Genomic DNA, 20,020 nt, shown 5'->3' on the forward strand with positions numbered 1-20,020 from the left:
CGACCCGAAGGCCGCCCCGCAATTGAACAAAGGAACCTCTAGCATGAAAAAGACCACCAACACAAATATCGTGTGGGACCAGTCGCAACCGACAATCGAATTTATCGCAAAGCATCCTGCTTCCGACGTTGACGAATGGCGCAAGCTGACATCGCGGATGGTTGACGCTGCAACCGAATTCGGCTGGACCAAAGCCGAAGTGTCCCGCCGCACCGATGTACCTGACGGCACGCTGTCGCCGTGGTTCAGCGGTAAATATCTCGGCGTCCTGTCGAACATCAACCAGAAGGTCGCCAACTGGCTCGATGCGCTCGACGCGAGCCAGAACATGGCTGCCACGATGCCGGTATCGCCGCCATTCCAGCGCACGGCGGTGGGTATGGACGTTTATAATGCCCTGCTGTTTGCCCAGGTGACATCCGGTTTCATCCGCGTCACGCTTCCCGCAGGCTCCGGCAAGACCACGGCTGCAAAGCACTTCCTGAACACGCGGCCGCACGTCTTCATGGCCACACTTAGCCCGAGCACCAAAACCGTTCACGGCATGCTCGTTGAACTTTGCGCGGCACTGGAAGTGCACGAGCATAACCCTGCGCGGTTCGTCCGCTCGATCGGTGCCAAGCTGAAACGTGTCGGCGAAGGCTCGCTGCTGATCATCGACGAGGCACAGAACGCGGTACCGGAAGCCATCAACCAGCTTCGTCACTTCGTCGATAACGACCAGTGCGGCGTTGCCCTGCTCGGCAATGAGGATACCGCCACGGCCTTCGTGAAGGACCTCGGGCGTTCAGTAGCAAGCCGCGCACAGGTGCTTTCCCGGTTTGACCGACAGGTCAGGACGGCGCGCAATCCGGCTGCGGACGCTGCAATCCTCATCAAGGCCTGGGGCATTGAGGAAGGCACCGATTGCGCCACCTTCCTGAAAGGCATTGCCAGCAAGCCGGGTGCGCTGCGCCAGATCGACCGCACCATGAAAGCCGCCTCTATGCTTGCCATCGGAGACGGCGAGGAAGGCGTGCGGCTGGAGCATCTTCAGGCCGCCTGGAAGAACCGCGACATGGGAGACAGCCTATGACATCGGCGGCCCCTTCCCTGAAATCTCATCTGGATTACCTCGCGGGCATCTTCGCGGAAGCCAGAAAGATGAAGCCGGACGAAAAGCTGGAGCTGGATGCACAATCCGCCCAGACCGTCCTGAAAACCCTTCGCGCGCTTTCACAGCAGGCCGGCCACCTTGAGCTGGAGCTTTCCATCCTGCGCGACAGCGAGGCCGGGAAGCTTCTCGCCAAGACGGCCGAGCAACTCGCCACCGGCGAACTGACCGGCCTGCTGAAAAAGGCCGAAGGCAACATCATCCGCCCGAACTTTGGAGGAAAGAAGAATGACGGCGAAGCCTGAATGCGTTTCCGATTTTCTGCATGAGTTGCAGCGCGACCTGAATAGCGTCGTCGCTCAGCACGGTTTGATCCATCTCGATCGCGTCACGTCCGCCAGCTTCATCGTTCACCTCGGCCGGATAGCCGATCTGGCGCGAAGGCTCGAAAACGCCTGGTCGCAGGCGGAGTGGAACCGCCGCGCGTCTGAGGATCGCGTCAAGCTGCTCTCCGACATGAACACGATCACGGCCGAGGTCCTCGGCCTTATGCGGCCCGACACCATGGACGGCGGCAAGGTCGTCCAGTTCCGCCCCAAACCCTCCAATGCCCCTGCACCTACCGCGCCGTCCGGTGGCGACGCGGCCTGATCCCCTTTCACATTAAATTATGAGGTTAAACCCATGGAAGCTGTAATTCTGGAAGAAAAGGCCGCAGCCGGCATCACTGTCGTAAACGGCAAAGAATACGTCACCAACGGCGACGGCGGCCTGACGCCTCTCGCCCTGGTGAAGCCCGAAGACTTCCTTGAAGATCAGATGGTCCGCAAGATCATTGGTTTTGCCAAGACGCTTTCGGCCGAGTTGGGCCGGTTCAAGAAGCATACCCGCGCCGATATCGCCGAGTTCGATCGCAACCTTGAGGCCAAGTACGGCCTTATCAAGCGCGGTCGCGCCGGAGCCGGGAACCAGAAATATCGCACGATAGACGGGCTGATGTCGGTCGAGACCCGCGTAAACAAGCTGATCGAGTTCGGGCCGCAGTTACAGGTCGCGAAAGGTCTGATCGACGAATGCCTGAACGAATGGACGGAAGACGGTCGCGCCGAAATCCGTGGCCTCGTCACTCGTGCCTTCAATGTCGATCAGGCTGGTAAAATCAGCAAGGACGCCGTGTTCGAACTGTTCAAGATCGAAAGCGATGATCCGCGCTGGATCAATGCGATGGAGGCGATCAACGCGGCCGTGCGGGTAATCGGCTCGAAAGAGTATCTGCATTTCAGCTTCCGGGAATCGCACGATGCCGAGTGGATCCGCATTTCCCTCAACATTGCTGACGCGTGAGGGTGCAGCCATGACCAATATTCGATTTGACAACCCCGCCACACCCGAAGCGTTCCTCGCCGAAATGGAGAAGCGGAACATCCTGTTTCCTCTGGTGCCATCGAGCCTGGACGGTGGCACCATTCTCGACAATGCCGGAGAAGAAGTGCTGACCATCGACCCGACCGGCATGATGCCTGACGAGGATGTGACCGCACTCACTGCTTATTTCTGCATGGCCCTTAACAATGCAGCCGGTTTTCGCGCCATCGCCGCAACTGCCTCGTTCGACATCGAGGAAGGCGGTGCAGCATGAGCACGATCAGTTTACTGCCTTGCCCCTTTTGCGGCGGTGAGGCCACAGTGCAGCCTTGGCATGGTGGTCGTCCTACCAAGAAGCTGATCCGTTGCTCGAACGGTGACCATTACGACGAGGATGGCGGTTGCTCTGTTGGACCGTCCGTCTGCGGGGAAACCGAGGAAGAGGCGGCCGCTGCGTGGAATAGACGGGCAACTGATGAAAACAAGCTGACGCCAGAAGAGGCTTGGACGTATCTTTGTGAGACGCCTGACATAACCTCTCCTGAAGAATACCCGGATCACGCCCTCATCACCCTCGAACAGTTGCGGGACTACATGTGGCAGGCCGCGAAACCGGCCGGCGCCGCGCTGCCAATGGAACAGCCATCAACGGTTGTCACGAGGCAGGAAGCGCTAGATTTCCTCGGCATCGCGACCCGCAACTGGTCCGACATGCCATCGCTCTGTGAAGACGACATCGGAGACTTGGCAACCGGGCTTTCGTGGTTCACCGCCAAGAAAGCGGAACTCGGCAAGATCGAGGCCAACCTGAAAAGCCTTGTGATCGCCCATCCGGAGAAAGCGCTGCTTGCGGCGCTCGATGACGACACGCACATGTGGTTCGTCGCGCAGCTCACAACGATTGCCAGCGCCAGCGTGCCGCTCACAGAGATCGAGGCCATGGTGTTGCGGCATTTGGCCCCGGCGTTAGTCGGGGGCGTCCGCCAGTGAGCTACGATTACATCCGCAACTACTATGGCATTGAGATCACCGTGAACCGGCTCGTCCGGCACACGGTGACCGCCCGGTACGGCAAGATCAAGCCGGAAGGCCGCTCGCACCAGCACTATGTGCGCGTCCATTTTCACGGTGATGATCACTATAGCCATTGCCACCCCGGTGAACTGGAGTTTGTCGCTCATGACGAGTAAGCGGCAAATCCCTGCGGCCTTCGCGAAAGGCTACGTGCTCTGCTCTCCATCCGGAAAGCTTCAGCCGAAAACGTGGAGCGCGACCGCCGCCAAGGCGATCGCATCCAAATACCGCAAACGCGAGACCTGGGAAAAGGCACAACGTCGCGGCTGGTCCGTCCAGTTGGTCTACGTGCGCTTTTTCGTTCCGGTCTTCAAAGCCACCTTTACCACCAAGGAAATCAGCGAGGCCTACGATGCCGAGGACATTTGAACCTGATCAGTTTCTGACGGCGCTGATCGATGCATTTCTAAAGGACGGCCATTTCGTTCACGCCAAAGGCGGCAAGATGTACGTCCTGGTCGTGACCGAGGAAGGCGGCGAAGACAAGTCTTCCGAGTTTTGCCTTACCGACATTGCAGCCCACGCGGCGAAAGGAATGTCGAAATGAGCCGGACCATCGCTGCCATCAAGATCGAGCAGAAGAAACTCGGCCTGGACGATGACACCTATCGCGCCAAGCTGCACATTCTGACCGGCAAGACATCCATCAAGGACATGACGGAAGTCGAGCGCCAGAAGGTCCTTGTCAACTTTCGCGGCACTGTGACGCGACCCGTCCCGGTTCGCCAGGACGGCCGCGACGGCAAGCGCAAGCTTTCCGGCAAGTACCTGCCGAAGATGCGGGCGCTCTGGATCGCCTGCTACAATCTCGGTGTCATCGACGATCGCCGTGACAGCGCCCTGGAAGCCTTCGCTATGGGCCGGCAGTTGCCTGATATTTCCGACATGCGTTTCGTTCACAAGGCGAGCGACGGTGCCAGCGTCGTGGAGGCGCTGAAGGGTATGCTTGGGCGCGCCGGCGTCGCCTGGGCCGATCGGGTGCCTTGTGAGCCTTACGAGAAAAGCCCCGGTTACAAGATCGCCCGCGCGCAATGGGCAATCCTGCATCCGGCCGAGCCGAACGCTTTCTGGCAGGCCGTCACCCACATCGCCAACGAAAGCATCAGCTACCGGAACTTGAGCGATGCCGAGTGGATCACGGTCATGAACCATTTCGGGCCGCAGGTTCGCCGGCAGAAGAAGGCCCAACAGTGATGACCGGGAACGTCGCTCCCCCGACTGGCATGCCGTTGTTTGGCTGGCCGGACCGGCAGGCGATCGACGTTCTTCAATCGCGGCGCGACGAACTGGCGGTGCGGATCGCCAACCTACCGCGCTTTTCACATCGACGCATTGAGCTGGAAGCACGCCTGCGGGCGCTGACCGAAGAGCAACTCATCATTTCGAACAGGATTACCCGTGGCCGATGATCTCACCCTTGATCTGTTATCGACGCTTGGCGAAGACGGCTTCTTCTCCCTGGTCGAAGCGCACGCCGGTGTCAGGCTTTATGTCCCTGCTGATCCCGAGCGCAGCGAACTTCCTTCGACGATCGGAGTTGATGCTGCATACCGTCTAGCCAAAGCCTATCCGGGCGGATATATAAGGGTGCCTCTGGCACGCGAGTTCCGCGCCCGTCGTTATGTCGATGCCGAAATGAGCAACCGCGATATCGCCAAACGGCTCGGTTTGACAGAAAGCGGTGTTGAGAGACTTTTGAAGCGCGCCCGAAAGCGGGAACCGCTCAAGTCGAGGCGAAAGACAGACCCCCGCCAGATTGAAATGTTCTGAAGGCCCGCCCGCCACGGCGGGCCTGATTTGTTTCAGGCCCAAACTCTAATTTGCCCCCATATCGGCCCGCGCGATCTCCGCCAGTTGCCATCATGACGGGGCTTTCCTTGACCACTCAAACTTTCGACGAATGGCTGATCGAACGCCTGCGCGTCGCCGGCGCTTATGGTGGCGTCGCGGACGGTGTCCATGGCCGTGAGGTTATCGCGGCGCTCTTGCGTTTTCAGCATGCAGCAGGCCTGGACGAGACCGGCCGCGCTGATACTGCGACCGTAAATCTCCTACGCGGCGTGAAGAGCAAGAACCCGAGCAGCACGCTTGTTGTTCACGACAAGGTCGTGGTTCCCGCTGAGCCGGTCTGGATGCGCGAGGGCCACCGTTTCATGGGCCTGAAGGAAATCTCCGGCCCGAAATCCAACCCCACCATCATGGGATGGGCCAAGAAGCTCGGCGGCTGGATCTCCAGCTTTTTCACCGATGACGATATTCCGTGGTGCGGTCTGTTTATCGGCAATCTCATCGCCACCACGCTCCCCAAAGAGGCGCTCCCTGCAAATCCTCTCGGCGCTTTGAACTGGAAGAAGTTCGGCGTCGAAAGCCGGGTCGCACGCGGTGCAATCCTTGTCTTCAGCCGCAACGGCGGCGGGCATGTCGGTTTTTATGTCGGTGAGGACCGGACGCACTACCACGTGCTGGGCGGCAACCAGAACAATTCGGTTTCGATCACCCGTATCGAAAAAAGCCGCCTCGTAACTGGCGGTATCCGCTGGCCCAAGACGGCCGACGCGCCGATCGGCGGCAAGGTCGAGCTTTCCAGCGCCGGCGCGCCGGTCTCGAAAAGCGAGGCCTGACGGGAATGCCCCCCTCAACACCCATCACCAAAAGGACCATGATGTTCAAGTCTGTCTTTGTCGCAGTCGCTGCAACGCTTGCGTTGTCCGCCTGCCAGTCCACCGGATCGATCGACAATGCGATCCAGAAGAGTTTGCCGCAGGTCTGCTCGGCAGCTGCGACCGCGCATAGCGCTTTCGTCGTTGTCGCCAGCACCGGCACCATCAAGTCATCCACAGTGGCCAAGGAACAAGCCGCGTGGAACGCGGCGTACGTGGTCTGCCGTGATCCGTCTTCCGTCACCGCTGCGAACGCCCTCGTGAAGGCCGCCGAGGCATATGCCGCTATCACGCTCGCACTGCGCGAAGCCAGGAAGGTTGAGGACTGACCATGACCAGGCTGTTTTATTATCTTGCCGGCCTACTGGCTTTCATCTGCATCAGCTGGTTCGTCCTGACACCCGCCTTCGCCCAGGAGGCTGGCGCGATCATTGCACCGTCTTCGATCTGGTACGAGGTGTGGACGATCGTGCAGCCTGTCGCGGTGCTGCTCGTCTCGACGGTTGGACCGGTGCTTGTCGCCTGGATCAGCGCCCGCCTGATTTCGCTCCTGAAGATCACGGACGAAAAGCAGCGCGTCGATATCGAAAGCAAGTTGCGCGATGCCCTGCACCAATCGGCCGCGAATGCCGTGCGGTTCGCTCTGGCCAAAGCCGGGGTTATCCACGTGGGCGGGCGTGTCAGCGATTCAATTCTAGCGGACGCTGCAAAATACGTCATCGAGAAGAACCCGGAGGCGATCGAGAAACTCGGTGTCAACGCGAAGGCGTTGAACGAGATAATCATGTCGAAGCTGCCGGAGATGATCCAAGGCGTTGGTGTCCGCCAGGTGGTGGAGACCGCCAGATGAACTTTGGTGGAAACGCCGCCTTCGATTTAGCGGCCGAGCGGGCCGAACAGGAGCGCGAGGCGGCTATTGCCGCCGCCTCGCGCTCCCTGCGTACACCCGGCACGATCGAGTGTGAAGACTGCGGGAACGACATCGCCCGCGACCGTCGCATCGCATTGCCATCGGCCACCCGGTGCATCGCCTGTCAGACGAAGTTTGAGAAAGGCCGCAGATGACGCCTACCGAAATCATTCCCTGGCTGACGCTGGTGCTTTCCAGCGTGGCTCTGCTTGGTCATCTCAAAGGGTTTTTCTCCAGTGGCGAAAAGAAGCTTGAGGCTGACATCAAGAGTGGCCGCGACGAAATCGCGCTTCTTGGCAAAGACATCGAAGCCCATGAGACCAAGCTGATAAGCCACGATCGCCGCATCCAGGCAATCGAAGGGGAAATGCGCCACCTGCCCGATCGGGAAAGCCAGCACCGACTGGAGCTTGCCCTCGAAAAGGTGAACGGGCGTCTCGATACGCTGAACGAGACCCTCAAGCCCATCAAGGCCACCAACGAGAGAATGAACCAACTATTAGTGGAAACGGCAGCCAAACCATGAGCATCGGCATCGACTATATGAAAATCATGCGCGAGGAAGCGCGGCTCATCATCTTGAGGGCCTTGGCGGAACAGGTGAATGAGAGCCTGAGCAGTTCCATGCTTGAGCCGGTTCTTGCCAATTTCGGCATCAACCAGGAGCGGCCCTGGGTGCATCAGCAGATCGATTATCTGGAAACCATGGGCGCTGTCGTCGTCGTCAGCGCAGGAACCGTCAAGATTGCCTCGCTCACTGATCTCGGCCGCCGCCATGTCGATCGTCATGTCGCGATCGAGGGCGTGAAGCGTCCGTCCCGCGTGGGTGCGTAACATGGCAAAAGCACGCGGCCGTCTTTCAGCAATCGATCTCCTGCCCGAGGAATGCAGCGATGCCATCTCCTGGGCGTCGCAGGAACTTGCGGACCGTGATCGTAGCCAGCTCGACATTTATGCCGAGTGGAAAACGAAGCTGATCGCGCTTCAGGGCGAAATCGGCCTCGATTTCGACATCCCTTCATTTTCGGCATTCAACCGCTTTGCCATCCGGCTGTCGCAGATGACACGCCGGCTAGAACAGACACGCGAGATCGCCGCCACCATATCCGAGCGCATGGACGCGGCCGGCTCCGACGATCTCACCCTGATCGCGGCCGAGGCGATCAAGACGCTGATTTTCGAGCTGCTGCAATCTGCCGGCGACGCGGGCATTTCGCCCAAGGGTGCAATGGAACTGGCGAACGCGCTGCGCGCCGCTTCAGCCGCCCAGGTCACATCGTCGAACCGCCGCCTGAAGCTGGAAGCCGAAGAGAAGGCCCGCCGCATCGAGGCCGACATGAATGCCAAGGCGGAAAAGGCCCTGGACGTGCTGTCCAACGAACCCGGTATTTCGAAAGAGGCTATCGCCCGCGCCCGTCGCGAGTTCCTCGGCGTGCGGCCGAAGGCGAAATCTGTTCCCGAGGTTGCGCCTGACGCAGACAAGAAGGATGGCGAATAATGACTGTCACCCTTCCGAAAGACCCGTGCACCAGGTGCGATGGCACGGGGCGGGCCATCAGGCGGATCAACCGCCGACGTGACGGCAGCATTTCCAGCGCCGTCTATGACCTGAAGAACGATTGCCGGTCCTGCAAAGGGACCGGTCTTGCTTGCATGGAGGAACAGCGTGGCTGAAGCCTTGCCCGGTTTGCCGCAAGGCAAATGGACGGACCCGCCAGTGCTTCCGATCGATCCGGCCATGTTGCCGGTCGAATTGCCTCGTGGTGCCGATATTCCGGCCGACCTCGACCCGCTGGCCGAGGGCGTGCTTATGGCGCACCAGGCAGAGTGGCTTGCCGATGACAGCATCCTGAAGGGCTGCGCCAAGGGCCGACGTACCGGCATCACGTTTGCCGAGGCGCTCGACGCGACCCTTATTGCAGCCGCCCAGCGGTCAGCGGGCGGGCAGAACTATTTTTATATTCCCGACACCAAGCCCAAGGGCCGGGAATTCATCGGCTATGCCGCGCATTTCGCCAAGACCGTCGCCAAGGAACTGCTGACGATCGAGGATGGCATTTTCTTCGATCAGCGCGACGACGGCACCACGAACGCGATCTCCAGCTATATCATCCGCTTCAAGTCCGGTTTCCGCATCGAGGCGCTTTCTTCCCGCCCGGAAAACATTCGCGGTCTTCAGGGCACGGTCTGCATCGACGAAGCCGCCTTCCACCGTGATGTTCGCGCCGTCATTGATTCCGTCGCCGCACTTCTGATCTGGGGCGGCAAGGTCCGCATCATTTCCTCGCACAATGGCGTCAGCAACCCGTTCAACGAATTGATCAAGGAAGCGGAGGCCGGAAAGAACGGCTTCAACTTCCACACCTTCACCTTCGGCGACGCGGTCAAGAACGGCCTGTTCAAACGCGTCTGCCTGATCAAGGGCGAAGATTGGTCGCAGGAAAAGGAAGACGCCTGGGAAGCGAAAATCCGTTCGGCCTACGGCACGCGCACCTCCAAGATGAAACAGGAGCTGGACGCAATCCCGGCCGAGGCGGAAGGATCGGCACTGACCCGCGTCCTGATCGAGCGCTGCATGAGTGCCGATCTGCCGGCCGTCATTCGGTGGGACCGGCCGGACGAGTTCAAGAACCTTGACGATTTCGAGCGCGCCGAACAGGCTGAAGAGTTCTGTGAAGGCCTCTTGAAGCCGCTTTTAGACCGGCTCGACAAGGATCGCGAACACAGCTTCGGTGAAGACTTCGCCCGCTCCGGCGACAAGACGGCAATCGTGGTTTTCGAGATCGGGCCTGATCTCATTCGCCGTGCTCGCCTGATCGTCGAACTGAAGAACATCCCGTTCGACCAGCAACGCGATATTCTCTTCTATGTCGGCGATGCACTGCCGCGTCTGATCGGCGGCGCGCTCGATGCGCGAGGCAACGGCCAGTACCTTGCCGAGAAGGCCCGCCAGCGCTGGGGGGAATGCATCCATGAAGTGATGCTGTCGGCCAAATGGTACGCCGCCAATATGCCCGGTTACATCGAAGCATTCGGCGACAAGAGCGTATTGTTTCCGAACGACGCCGACGTTCTCGCCGATCACCAGGCACTGGCCTACGTCAACGGCATCATCAAGGTTCCGGACGAACACTCGACCAAGGGCGCTGACGGTTACGATCGTCATGGCGATACCGCGCCGGCCGGAGCGTTGGCATGGTTTGCCTCCAACCAGGAGGCAATCGCCTACGAGTACGAGACCAACCGCAAACCCACCAATCCGATGCAGGGCCACAATGGCGGCCCGCCGATGCATGACGATGACCGCCGTGGCGGGTCTGTCGATATCTACCTGAGAGGATCGCTCTGATGGCGAAAAAGAAGAAGCAGAAGATTTCTCGTCACCTCGCCAGCTCCATGAAGGATCAGGACGGCAAGGTCGTCAGCGCGGCCGAGCTGACGGAAGAAGTTGCCGGCGCACAGGTGGGCGGGGTTCGTCAGTGGATTTCCGGTCACCCTGCCGATGGCATGACGCCGTTGAAACTCGCGTCCATTCTGCGGGCCGCAGACCAGGGCGAGGTGGAAGCGTATTTCGAGCTGGCCGAGGACATCGAGGAGCGCGACAGTCACTACCTCGCGCAGCTCGCCACGCGCCGCCGATCGGTGGCGCAGCTTCCTATCACCGTCACGTCCGCGTCGGATAGCGAGGAACACAAGAAGCACGCCCAGTTCCTGCGGGATTGGATTGAGACAGGCGTGCTGCGTTCCTCTCTCTTTGACATGCTAGATGCGATCGGCAAGGCAATCTCTGTTCTGGAGACAGATTGGCACCACAAGAACGGCAACATCCTGCCGCGTGCTCTCGTCTGGCGGACACAGCGCTGGTTCACGTTTGATCGGGAAGATGGCGAAACCTTGCTGCTGCGCGAGGGCGTTGCCGGTGAGCCGCTCATTCCGCACAAGTTCGTTGTCCATCGCTCCAAGGCGAAGTCGGGCTTGACCATCCGGTCAGGCATCGCCCGTGTTGCCGTCTGGCTCTGGATGTTCAAGAGCTTCACCGTGAAAGACTGGGCGGTCTTCGTACAAAACTACGGCCAGCCGATCCGGATCGGCAAATATGGTCGGGGCGCAACCGAGCAGGAAAAGGATGTCTTGTGGCGGGCGGTCTCCGGCATTGCCGGCGACTGCGCGGCCATCATTCCCCGCGAGATGCTGATCGAGTTTCACGAGGTCGGGTCGAAGAGCAGCTCGACGGACATGTTCGAAAAGCGGGCTGACTGGTATAACCGCGAGATTTCCAAGCTGATCCTCGGCCAGACGACAACGACGGACGCTGTTTCCGGTGGCCATGCCGTCGCCAAGGAACATCGCCTTGTCCAGGAGGACATTGAACGTTCCGACGCGCTTGACGCATCCGACACGCTCAATGCGCAGCTCGTCCCTAATATCATCGCCTTCAATTTCGGTCCCCAGGACGAGTACCCGAAAATCCACATCGGCCGTCCGGACGAGGTGCCGCTGAAGGACTTTGCCGAGGCTTTCGACAAGCTCGCCAAGCATGGCCTGACCGCTGAGGCCAGCTTTCTCCGTGACCGCCTCGGCATTCCCACGCCCGCGACGGGTGCCGAGTTGGTCGGCGGACGTGAGACGGTCGTTCCGCCCGAGGCCAAAACAGAGAAAAAACCGCTGACCGCAAAGCAAAGCCTCGATCGGCTCTTTGCCTCGGCGCATTCCCGCGAGGAACCGGACCTGCTCGAAAAGCTGACCGACCGGTTGGAGAAGGACGCGGCGGCCGCCATGGACGGCATGATCGATGAAGTCCGCGATATCCTGTTTTCGGCCACGGACCTTCGGGAGGCGGCGCGCAATCTCGCGGATCTCAAATTGTCGGCCGAGGATCTCGGGGAAGCCATGGCGCGCGGCATGACGATGGCGCACCTGATTGGGCAGGCCGCGCTCATCGATGACCTCAAGAGGCAGTCATGACAGGAGGCCCGCTGGCGCGCTTCAGGGGGCTTTTTGCGGCATCCGTAGCTTCAGGCCCGAAAAACGCTTCCACGGCCTTTAAACCTGCTTCAATTTTTAAGCCTTTCGTCGTTGCTCTGATGGCGACGACCGTGGGCGCGATCAGTCTGCCGTTTGATGAGGCGATCGACTTCCTTCGTCAGAAAACGGCCGTCCCGACGACAAGCCATCGCGATGTCTGGGACGCGGCTCATTCGAAGATGTTCATGGTGGCCGGCGCAAATAAAAAGGCGCTGGTCGAAGACTTTCAGGCGGCGATCGTCAAGGCCGCCGAACAGGGTCTGACGCTCGAAGATTTCCGCGCCGACTTCGATGCGATCGTCGCGCGTCACGGCTGGCAATACAACGGTTCACGCGGCTGGCGCTCCCGCATCATCTTCGAAACCAATCTCAGCACCGCCTATGCGGCCGGCCGCTACGCCCAGATGTCGGCTCCGGAGACGCTCGAAGCGTTTCCCTACTGGATGTACAATCATTCCGGCGCGCTGCATCCGCGCCTGGAGCACAAAGCATGGGACGGCGAATGCTACGAAGCCACCGATCCGGTCTGGGCGAAAATGTATCCGCCGAACGGTTACCGGTGTGGTTGCTTCGTGACGCCTGTGTCTCGTCCTGGTCTTCGTCGCCTGGGTAAATCCAAGCCCGACACCCCGCCCAACCTTGACCAGCTCGGCACGGATCAGCCGCGGGGCATTGATCCGTCCTTCGCCTACAATCCCGGCGCTGCCTGGCTGACGCAAACCGCACCTGGTCCGAAGGCGGTCAGCGCCGACCAGGTGCAGGTCGCGGCCTTCGTTCAATCGGCGCTGAAGGGCAAATGGCCTGACGGTGCCTGGACGCCGGTTGCGACTGCAAACAAGGCAACGGGGGCCGCCCTCAATGTCGCCGCTGGCACGGAAATTCGCCTGACGGCCGACACCATCCGCAGCCAGGCGCAAATAGCTGAAGCTCTGACGCCCGACACGATCGGCGTCATTCCCGGCCAGCTCGTCCGATCGGGAAAACTGCTGCGCGACAATCGCGGCCGGTCGGCCTTCGTCGGTGAGCATGATGGCGTTTTTTATCGGGCCGATGTCGATATCGTCATGAAGGCCGATCGGAAGACGGTCTACATGACCTCGCTTCAGCGCGTCAGCCGGTCTGATCTGACCGACGCCTTCGGCTCCGGCTGGCAGTGAGGTTCTTGGCATGAGCGGCGCGTCGGTCTCGATCACGACACAGGTTCTCGATTCAGAAGTGCGGCGCGGCTTTCGCCAACTCGAAGGCCTGATGACGAATACCACGCCCGTCATGCGCGCGATCGGCGTCGGCCTTGTCGGTTCGACACATATGCGCTTCGTGACCCAGACCGATCCGGACGGCCAGGCGTGGCAAGCGCTGAACACGGCATACGCAGAAGGGAAGCGCAATTCACGCATCCTGACCGAAAGCGGACGGCTCCGGAACAGCATCAATGCCAGGGCCAGCAATGACGAGGTGCAGGTGGGCACCGATGTGATTTACGCGGCCGCTCACCAGTTCGGCGCGACGATCGTGCCGGTTCGGGCAACGCATCTCTGGTTCCGGATCGGCGGGAACCTTATCAAAGCCGACAGTGTTACCTTGCCCGCACGCCCCTTCCTCGGTATATCGTCGGATGACGAAGCGATGATCGCCGAGACCGTCTTCGGTTTTGTGGATCGCTATTCCTCCCGCTGAAATTCACTCTGCTTCAGGCCCGCCCGCAGGCGCAGGCATGAATTGAATTTTGCCCGCATGGCATATCCGGACCATGCGAAACCTGATCTCGACCACTGTTGTTGCACTTCATTCGGCCTCGGTTGTGCCGGTCTCGACCCATATTGTCGCGTTGCAGTCGGCCGCCACGGTGCCCGAATGGCTGCACGTTCTGCCGACCGGTCGTTTCTCTGGCGTTGATGGTCGCGGCCCTTACGTCCTGGACAATGCCGACGCCCTGATCTCGGCTTTCAATGCCGAGCGCAAGAAGCTGCCGGTCGATGAAAACCATTCGACAGACCTTGCGGCAAAGCAGGGTTTTTCCGCACCCGCCCGTGGCTGGCTGACAGCACTTGAGGGCCGAGACGATGGTGTCTGGGCAAAGGTCGAGTGGACGCCTGACGGCCTCGCGATGATGCAGGGCAAAGCCTACGGCTACATTTCCCCGGTTTTCACGCACAGCGCCAAAGCCCCTTTTGCGGTTCAAAAGCTGCTGCGCGTGGCGCTGACCAACGATCCCAACCTCAACCTGAAATCGCTTCACTCTCAAAATTTGGAGACCACCATGGATTTGGAAGCTCTCCGGAAGGCGCTTGGCCTGCCGGAAACCGCAGATGCAGCCGCGATCCTTGCGGCCATCACTGCGGCTCACTCTGCCGAGACCGCACATGCGGCCCTGATGGCGAGACTGGCGGAAGTCGCTGGCGTCGAAGTCACGGCCGGCGCTGACGCCCTCTTGACCGCCCTTCAGGCGAAAACGAAGCCGGCCACCGGCGTCGAGAAGGAAAACGAGACCCTGAAAAATCAGGTCAAGTCGCTCAACACCCGCCTTGAAACCCTCGTCACCGACACGGCGAAGGACAAGGCAACCACCGTGATCGACGCCGCGATCGCCAAGATGCAAGTCGTTCCTTCTCTGCGCGAGCACATGATCGCCCGCCACATGAAGGACCCGGCCGAGGTTGAGGCGGAGCTGAAGGTCATGCCGTCGCTCAACGCAGGCGGCCTCGGTGGCCGCCAGCCGCCCAAGGAGGGTGAGACCGCAACCAGCGAAGAGCTTTCTGTCGCCGCCATGATGGGTGTCGATCCGGAAGCCTTCAAGAAAGAGCACAAGTCGCTCTTCGGAAAGGACATGTGACATGACGGCTACGGCTGACATTCGCCCTAAAACCCGCTCTGGCAATGCTTACGGTTATTCCGTTCTTGCCGGCGTCCGCATCTTTGGTGGCACGATGTGCGGCGTGACGGCTGCTCTTGCCGCCGTGCCGGCAGGCCACGCGTCTTGCGTCGCGCTGATCGGGTTCGCCGAAGAGGCCGTCGATAACCGCGACGGCGCGACCGGTGATCGCCTGATCAACCTGAAAAAGGAAATCAGGCTCATTCCGCTGGCAGGCGCGACCCCGGCCGATATCGGCAAGACGGTCTATGCCTCGGCAGACGACACCTTCACGCTCGTTGCCGGCGCATTGCTGCCGGCCGGAAAAATCGATGCCATCGACGCTGACGGCGTCTGGCTGAAGCCCCTCTAAGGAACCACGATGGATATTAACGTCGCCAATTTGCGGGGCATTTACACCTCGCTTTCCACCATCTTCAACCAGTCGATGGCAACGGTTACGCCGTTTTACCAGAAGATTGCGATGACGGTGACCTCCACCACATTCGCCAACCAGTACCCGCGCCTGGATGATCTGCCCGGCTTCCGCGAATGGATCGGTGACCGCGTCGCCCATGATGTCGGCGCGACACTGTACCAGATCGCAAACCGCGATTTCGAAAAGACCCTGAAGATCAAGCGCAAGCAGATCGAGGACGATCAGGTCGGCATCTTCGCGCCGGTTGCGGCACAGTTCGGCCAGGACGGCGGCGCGTTCCCTGACAGTCTGGTGTGGCCACTGTTCAAGAAGGGCGAAACCACGCTCTGCTATGATGGCCAGTATTACTTCGACGGCGATCACCCTGGTTATAACGAGCAGGGCAATGTGATCTCGGTTTCGAACTTCACCGATGGCGCCGGCCCTGCTTGGTATCTGATCGATGATACGCAGGTTCTGAAGCCCATGGTCTGGCAGAGCCGCAAGCCGATCAAGCTGACGCAGATGTTCGACGAAAAAGACCCGAACGTCTTCTGGAAGGCTGAATACGTCTGGGGTGCCGACACGCGCGGCAATGCCGGTTTCGGCCTTTGGCAGCTTGCCTACAAATCGAAAGCCACACTGAACGTCGCAAACTACACGGCCGCCCGTACCGCCATGCAGACCATCCGTCAGCGTGACGGCCAGATCAAGGCCATCCGTCCGACCGTCTTGCTGGTGTCTCCGACCCTCGAAGCACAGGCCCGTCAGGTTGTCGAGGCCGCGTTGATCAACGGCGGTGAAACCAACGTCTGGGCGAAAACCGCCCGCGTCGAAGTCATCCCGCACCTCGCGTAACCGGCCGGGCGTTCCACATCGCCTGACCGCACCGCCAGCAGTCATCCTCCCGATTGCTGGCGGGTTTCCGGAAAACGGCCATGCAGCCGCTTTCCCGAACCCCGAAGCCCAAGGAACCACACATGTCGAAAATCCAGATCATTTGCTCGATACCGGGCCTTCGCCGCAACGGTGTCGTGCATCCCGCCCAGGAAACCTACGAACCCGGCCACTGGACGGAAGATCAGCTTAAGGCCTTCGATGCCGATCCTGCCTTCATCGTCCAGGAAGTCCATGGCAAGGCCGCCGAAGTATCCAGCGCCGACATCGAGCAGGCCGTGAAGGCTCGCGTCGAGATCGAGCGCCAGAAGCTTGAGGACAGTTTCAACAAAACGGTTTCTGATGCCGTCGCGGAAAAGCTCGCCGACACGAAGGCGGCCCACGACAACGCGATCGATGAACTTGGCAAGAAGCTGCTGGCCGCTGAAACCGAAATCGCCGTGCTGAAATCCGCCCAGGCGAACGGCTCCGAAAGCCAGCAGTCCGGCACCGAGGCGGGCGGCGCTGGCGAGGCCAACGGCAGCGACGGCAAAAAGACCGTCAAGAAGTAACTCCTGACGGGAGCGCCGCGAGGGGCTTGCGGACCGGATCAGGTCGCCGGACCAATCGCCCCGAAGCCCGCCGATGGCACGAGGCTCGCAAGAGGCCATCGGCAACAGCGGCAAAACCCTGAAGCCAACCCAAAGAGGAAATCTGCATGACACGACGTTACGGCTACTTCAGCCTCGCATTCTTCGCCTGCCTCACAGCTTTTTCGACGTTTGCCGGGCGCACCGTCGTCTTCGCCGTCAACATCGCGCGCTTCGTGGTGCACGCCCTGGCCAAGCCCGCCGCCTTCCTCTGGGCACGTCTCGCCCTACCGAAGGTCTCCGGTTTCAAGGCAATCGGCAAGCTGAAGGATATCTACCGCGAAAGCTGGCTGACCAGCGGGCAGTCTCTGCATTACCGCCGCTGGATTTACTGCTGATCGAACTGACTTGTCCGGGGCTGGCCTTCGGGTCAGCCCTTTTCCCCACTGGAGACTTTGCCATGTACGCCACCGTCACCGACATGATCGCCCGCTTTGGAGAGGTGCAGATCGTGCGTCTGTCCAATACGGAAGATCGAGAGGCCGAGACGCCGAACGTGGAAAAGGTCAACACTGCCCTGACCGACGCCACGTCGCTGATCAACAGCTACATTCGCGGTCGCTACATGACGCCGATCGCAAGTCCGCCAGAAGACTTGGTGCGCGCGACCTGCATCCTCGCCCGCTACGATCTCGCCGATACCGAGCGCTCCAGCCCTTCGGAAGAAATGGCGAAGGGTCGCGCCGAGGTCATCAAATGGCTTGAGAACATCGCCAAGGAAATGGTGCACCTGGACATTCCGCTGGCATCGCCGACAGGCGGCAACGCGGTCGGCTCCGGCCCGCGCATCTCCGATCGTGACCGCATCGTCACCTTCGAAACCTTACGGGGTTTCTGATGGACACGTTTCCCCTAATGCCGATCCGTAACCAGGAGCCGCTGATCATCGAGCGGCTCCGGATCGCCTTCCCGAAAAACCCTTTCACGATCGAGCGCGTGCCACAGGTTCTTAGCCTGGATGAGTTCAAGCGCGTCGTTAAGTTGTCGCCGTTCATCGGTCTCGCCTGGACGGGCATGAAACCGGACCCTGACAGTGGCCGTATGCTGAAGGGCAACATGCTCTGGCGGCTGATCCTGATAAACAGGGTTTCGAGCGGCCTTGAAGCCCGCTTTAAGGGCGACAAGTTCGATATCGGCATGGATGCGATGGTCGACGTCGCCTCCGTGCTTCTCCAGGGCATCAACTTCGATGACCAGGGCGTCACCAACATCACACTTTCCAACAGCGTCATTGCGGACGGCTGGACCGACGACAACGTCGCGATTGCCCAGCTCGATTTCACCTTCAGCTTCGCATGCCGTGCAGCTGCGACCGGGAAGATGCAGCCCGAAGATTTCAAGGCGCTTGGCGTCACCTGGTCTGTGAACGGCTCGACCGAAACCATCACCGACGAACTTCAACCACCCCAGGAGTAAAACCGGCCATGGCCACACAGAAAGTTCTCATCGCGGCCGAGGGCCGCACGGTCCACCTCCCGGACGGCTCCGAATGGCCGAAGGAAGGCATGCCCGATCCCGACACGCATTTCACGCGCCGCCGCGTCCAGGACGGCGATCTGATCGAAAAGCCGCGTGAACCGGCCAAGAAGCCTGAAGGAGACAAATAATGGATTTCAACGAAATCCCCGTCGATCGCCTCGAACCTGCGACACTGCTCGAAATCGGGCCGAACTATCGCAATGTCGGCATTCTGCCATGGCCGGAAAAGGCCTTCATTATCGGCCAGAAGCTCGCCACCGGCACGCTCGCTGCCGGCGCAATACAGGAAGTGACCCGCGCCGATCAGGCGATCGCACTATTCGGCCGTGGCTCGATCGGTGCGGAACAGGTGGCCTACTTCAAGAAGGCGAACCGTAACGCGCCGCTTTTCGTGATCGCACTCCCCGACGCCGGCGGCGCGCTGAAGGCGACTGGCACCTTCACCTTCGCGGGTTCGCCCACCAGCTCCGTCGTCTTGCGCTTCAAGATTGGCGGTCGGCAGGTGCGTATGACGGCGCTCTCCAGCGATGCCGTCGCCGCACTGGCGACAAAGCTTGCCGCCGCCATCAATGCCGATCTCGACATGGTCGTGACTGCGACGGCAGCACTCGGCGTGGTCACCGTCACTTCTCGTCATGGCGGGGAAGTCGGCAACGAAATCGATCTGCGCGTCGATACCAAAGCCCAGCCGCTTCCGGCCGGTCTGACTTGCGCTGTCGTCGCCATGGCGGGCGGCTCTGGAAATCCCGACGTGCAGCCGGCGCTTGATCTTCTTGTCAGCACCTGGGCAACCAAGCTCACGCATCCCTGGTCGGATGCGACCAACCTTGCCAAAACGGCCGAGTGGCTGCGGGTGCGTTATCTCGCCACCTCGAAGCTCGACTGCCATGGCTTCGTGTTCATGGGTGGCACATACGGCCAGCTCACGACCCTCGGCAATCTGACCAACTCACCATTCCTCACCACGGCAGGCCTGAAGAAAAGCCCGACGCCCTCCTGGGCGATGGCCGCCTCGGCCATGGGTATCGCGTCGTTCCACCTGACCAACGACCCGGCCCGCCAGTTGAAGTCGCTCGTTCTGCCGGGTGTCGAAGCGCCGGCCGAGGCGGATCAGTTCCTTGACGAGGAAAACGATCTGCTGCTGCGCAACGGCATTTCCACCTTCGACTGCCTGTCTGACGGTTCGGTCACGATCTCGCGCATGATCACGACCTACAAGAAGACGACGCTCGACATCGCCGATCGCGCCTGGCTCGATATCATGGTGCCGGTCACCATGAGCCGCATCCGCTATGACTGGTCGGTCTACATCAACCTGATGTACCCGCGTTCCAAGCTCGTAGATGACGACAGCGACGCATCCTTCGCTACACGCGATGACGATGACGAGGACGCCGGCACGGCCGTGGTGACGGCGAAGCGCATGGCCGGTTCCTGGGCGGCACGATGCAAGCTTTATAGCAAGAAGGTTTGGATCGAAAACGTCCAACGCACCCTCAAGGAAAGCGTCTTCCAGCGTTCCACGGACGATCGACAGCGGCTGGAAAGCCGCCAGCAGGTGGTGATCGTCGGCAATCTCATGGTCTTCGCCGGCCGTCTCGAATTTCAGGTTTAACAGG

General features: G+C 60.5%; 32 protein-coding genes. All 32 read left to right on the plus strand.

Going from position 1 to position 20,020, the window contains the following annotated elements; genetic code table 11:
- Positions 1 to 43: 43 nt before the first annotated feature.
- The 32 genes from J5276_RS12170 to J5276_RS12325 all read left to right on the plus strand — a co-directional run bounded on the left by J5276_RS12170 (position 44) and on the right by J5276_RS12325 (position 20,016).
- Positions 44 to 1,075, plus strand: a complete 1,032-nt coding sequence (locus J5276_RS12170) for an AAA family ATPase (RefSeq protein ID WP_219256644.1) — start codon at positions 44 to 46, stop codon at positions 1,073 to 1,075.
- Complete coding sequence (locus J5276_RS12175; protein WP_219256646.1) at positions 1,072 to 1,398, plus strand: hypothetical protein; 327 nt, start codon at positions 1,072 to 1,074, stop codon at positions 1,396 to 1,398. The genes J5276_RS12170 and J5276_RS12175 overlap by 4 nt, the downstream gene beginning before the upstream one ends.
- Positions 1,382 to 1,744, plus strand: a complete 363-nt coding sequence (locus tag J5276_RS12180; RefSeq protein ID WP_219256647.1) for a hypothetical protein — start codon at positions 1,382 to 1,384, stop codon at positions 1,742 to 1,744. The genes J5276_RS12175 and J5276_RS12180 overlap by 17 nt, the downstream gene beginning before the upstream one ends.
- 33 nt (positions 1,745 to 1,777) lie before the next feature.
- Complete coding sequence (locus J5276_RS12185) at positions 1,778 to 2,437, plus strand: DUF3164 family protein (protein ID WP_219256648.1); 660 nt, start codon at positions 1,778 to 1,780, stop codon at positions 2,435 to 2,437.
- Between the two features lie 10 nt (positions 2,438 to 2,447).
- Entirely contained in the window at positions 2,448 to 2,732 is a 285-nt protein-coding gene (locus tag J5276_RS12190) for a hypothetical protein (protein ID WP_219256649.1), read from the plus strand.
- A complete protein-coding gene (locus J5276_RS12195; protein ID WP_219256650.1) occupies positions 2,729 to 3,448 on the plus strand; it encodes a Lar family restriction alleviation protein in 720 nt (239 codons plus the stop codon). Before J5276_RS12190 ends, J5276_RS12195 begins: the two co-directional genes overlap by 4 nt.
- Positions 3,445 to 3,648: a hypothetical protein gene (locus J5276_RS12200; protein WP_219256651.1), complete on the plus strand. Its 204-nt coding sequence runs from the start codon at positions 3,445 to 3,447 to the stop codon at positions 3,646 to 3,648. The genes J5276_RS12195 and J5276_RS12200 overlap by 4 nt, the downstream gene beginning before the upstream one ends.
- The gene (locus J5276_RS12205; protein WP_219256652.1) at positions 3,638 to 3,901 is read left to right on the plus strand and encodes a hypothetical protein; all 264 of its coding nucleotides are present in this window, start codon (positions 3,638 to 3,640) and stop codon (positions 3,899 to 3,901) included. The genes J5276_RS12200 and J5276_RS12205 overlap by 11 nt, the downstream gene beginning before the upstream one ends.
- A complete protein-coding gene (locus J5276_RS12210) occupies positions 3,885 to 4,079 on the plus strand; it encodes a hypothetical protein (RefSeq protein WP_219256653.1) in 195 nt (64 codons plus the stop codon). The genes J5276_RS12205 and J5276_RS12210 overlap by 17 nt, the downstream gene beginning before the upstream one ends.
- Complete coding sequence (locus J5276_RS12215) at positions 4,076 to 4,726, plus strand: regulatory protein GemA (RefSeq protein WP_219256655.1); 651 nt, start codon at positions 4,076 to 4,078, stop codon at positions 4,724 to 4,726. Before J5276_RS12210 ends, J5276_RS12215 begins: the two co-directional genes overlap by 4 nt.
- Positions 4,726 to 4,941: a hypothetical protein gene (locus J5276_RS12220; RefSeq protein WP_219256657.1), complete on the plus strand. Its 216-nt coding sequence runs from the start codon at positions 4,726 to 4,728 to the stop codon at positions 4,939 to 4,941. The genes J5276_RS12215 and J5276_RS12220 overlap by 1 nt, the downstream gene beginning before the upstream one ends.
- A complete protein-coding gene (locus J5276_RS12225; RefSeq protein WP_060642447.1) occupies positions 4,931 to 5,302 on the plus strand; it encodes a sigma factor-like helix-turn-helix DNA-binding protein in 372 nt (123 codons plus the stop codon). Before J5276_RS12220 ends, J5276_RS12225 begins: the two co-directional genes overlap by 11 nt.
- Before the next feature lie 107 nt (positions 5,303 to 5,409).
- Positions 5,410 to 6,153: a TIGR02594 family protein gene (locus J5276_RS12230; protein WP_255609115.1), complete on the plus strand. Its 744-nt coding sequence runs from the start codon at positions 5,410 to 5,412 to the stop codon at positions 6,151 to 6,153.
- Positions 6,154 to 6,191: 38 nt separating this feature from the next.
- Positions 6,192 to 6,521, plus strand: coding sequence for a cell wall anchor protein (locus tag J5276_RS12235; RefSeq protein WP_255609117.1), 330 nt, complete (start codon positions 6,192 to 6,194; stop codon positions 6,519 to 6,521).
- Positions 6,522 to 6,523: 2 nt separating this feature from the next.
- The gene (locus tag J5276_RS12240; protein ID WP_219256659.1) at positions 6,524 to 7,042 is read left to right on the plus strand and encodes a hypothetical protein; all 519 of its coding nucleotides are present in this window, start codon (positions 6,524 to 6,526) and stop codon (positions 7,040 to 7,042) included.
- Complete coding sequence (locus J5276_RS12245) at positions 7,039 to 7,257, plus strand: TraR/DksA C4-type zinc finger protein (RefSeq protein ID WP_219256660.1); 219 nt, start codon at positions 7,039 to 7,041, stop codon at positions 7,255 to 7,257. The genes J5276_RS12240 and J5276_RS12245 overlap by 4 nt, the downstream gene beginning before the upstream one ends.
- Positions 7,254 to 7,628, plus strand: a complete 375-nt coding sequence (locus J5276_RS12250) for a DUF2730 family protein (RefSeq protein ID WP_087745989.1) — start codon at positions 7,254 to 7,256, stop codon at positions 7,626 to 7,628. Before J5276_RS12245 ends, J5276_RS12250 begins: the two co-directional genes overlap by 4 nt.
- Complete coding sequence (locus J5276_RS12255; RefSeq protein ID WP_219256661.1) at positions 7,625 to 7,936, plus strand: hypothetical protein; 312 nt, start codon at positions 7,625 to 7,627, stop codon at positions 7,934 to 7,936. Before J5276_RS12250 ends, J5276_RS12255 begins: the two co-directional genes overlap by 4 nt.
- Before the next feature lies 1 nt (position 7,937).
- On the plus strand, positions 7,938 to 8,600 hold the full coding sequence (locus J5276_RS12260) for a phage protein Gp27 family protein (protein ID WP_219256662.1): 663 nt from the start codon (positions 7,938 to 7,940) through the stop codon (positions 8,598 to 8,600).
- 240 nt (positions 8,601 to 8,840) lie between these two features.
- Positions 8,841 to 10,451, plus strand: coding sequence for a hypothetical protein (locus J5276_RS12265; protein WP_255610165.1), 1,611 nt, complete (start codon positions 8,841 to 8,843; stop codon positions 10,449 to 10,451).
- A complete protein-coding gene (locus J5276_RS12270) occupies positions 10,451 to 12,067 on the plus strand; it encodes a DUF935 domain-containing protein (RefSeq protein WP_219256664.1) in 1,617 nt (538 codons plus the stop codon). Before J5276_RS12265 ends, J5276_RS12270 begins: the two co-directional genes overlap by 1 nt.
- Positions 12,068 to 12,186: 119 nt before the next feature.
- Entirely contained in the window at positions 12,187 to 13,284 is a 1,098-nt protein-coding gene (locus J5276_RS12275) for a phage minor head protein (protein WP_219256665.1), read from the plus strand.
- Positions 13,285 to 13,294: 10 nt separating this feature from the next.
- Complete coding sequence (locus tag J5276_RS12280; protein ID WP_219256667.1) at positions 13,295 to 13,804, plus strand: phage virion morphogenesis protein; 510 nt, start codon at positions 13,295 to 13,297, stop codon at positions 13,802 to 13,804.
- Positions 13,805 to 13,877: 73 nt separating this feature from the next.
- Positions 13,878 to 14,960 carry a phage protease gene (locus J5276_RS12285; RefSeq protein ID WP_219256668.1) on the plus strand — a complete coding sequence of 361 codons (1,083 nt, stop codon included), beginning with the start codon at positions 13,878 to 13,880 and terminating at the stop codon, positions 14,958 to 14,960.
- Between the two features lies 1 nt (position 14,961).
- A complete protein-coding gene (locus J5276_RS12290; RefSeq protein ID WP_219256669.1) occupies positions 14,962 to 15,351 on the plus strand; it encodes a hypothetical protein in 390 nt (129 codons plus the stop codon).
- Positions 15,352 to 15,360: 9 nt separating this feature from the next.
- Positions 15,361 to 16,254 carry a Mu-like prophage major head subunit gpT family protein gene (locus J5276_RS12295; protein ID WP_219256670.1) on the plus strand — a complete coding sequence of 298 codons (894 nt, stop codon included), beginning with the start codon at positions 15,361 to 15,363 and terminating at the stop codon, positions 16,252 to 16,254.
- Positions 16,255 to 16,376: 122 nt separating this feature from the next.
- A complete protein-coding gene (locus tag J5276_RS12300; RefSeq protein WP_219256671.1) occupies positions 16,377 to 16,844 on the plus strand; it encodes a hypothetical protein in 468 nt (155 codons plus the stop codon).
- Positions 16,845 to 16,990: 146 nt separating this feature from the next.
- Positions 16,991 to 17,260, plus strand: coding sequence for a hypothetical protein (locus J5276_RS12305; protein ID WP_219256672.1), 270 nt, complete (start codon positions 16,991 to 16,993; stop codon positions 17,258 to 17,260).
- A gap of 62 nt (positions 17,261 to 17,322) precedes the next feature.
- Positions 17,323 to 17,760: a gp436 family protein gene (locus tag J5276_RS12310; protein ID WP_219256673.1), complete on the plus strand. Its 438-nt coding sequence runs from the start codon at positions 17,323 to 17,325 to the stop codon at positions 17,758 to 17,760.
- Positions 17,760 to 18,338, plus strand: a complete 579-nt coding sequence (locus tag J5276_RS12315) for a hypothetical protein (protein ID WP_219256674.1) — start codon at positions 17,760 to 17,762, stop codon at positions 18,336 to 18,338. The genes J5276_RS12310 and J5276_RS12315 overlap by 1 nt, the downstream gene beginning before the upstream one ends.
- Positions 18,339 to 18,346: 8 nt before the next feature.
- Entirely contained in the window at positions 18,347 to 18,529 is a 183-nt protein-coding gene (locus J5276_RS12320) for a DUF2635 domain-containing protein (RefSeq protein WP_219256675.1), read from the plus strand.
- Positions 18,529 to 20,016, plus strand: a complete 1,488-nt coding sequence (locus tag J5276_RS12325; RefSeq protein WP_219256676.1) for a phage tail protein — start codon at positions 18,529 to 18,531, stop codon at positions 20,014 to 20,016. Before J5276_RS12320 ends, J5276_RS12325 begins: the two co-directional genes overlap by 1 nt.
- Positions 20,017 to 20,020 lie beyond the last annotated feature (4 nt).

Source organism: Agrobacterium sp. S7/73 (genome assembly GCF_019355535.1).
GTDB classification, from domain to species: Bacteria; Pseudomonadota; Alphaproteobacteria; order Rhizobiales; family Rhizobiaceae; genus Agrobacterium; species Agrobacterium tumefaciens.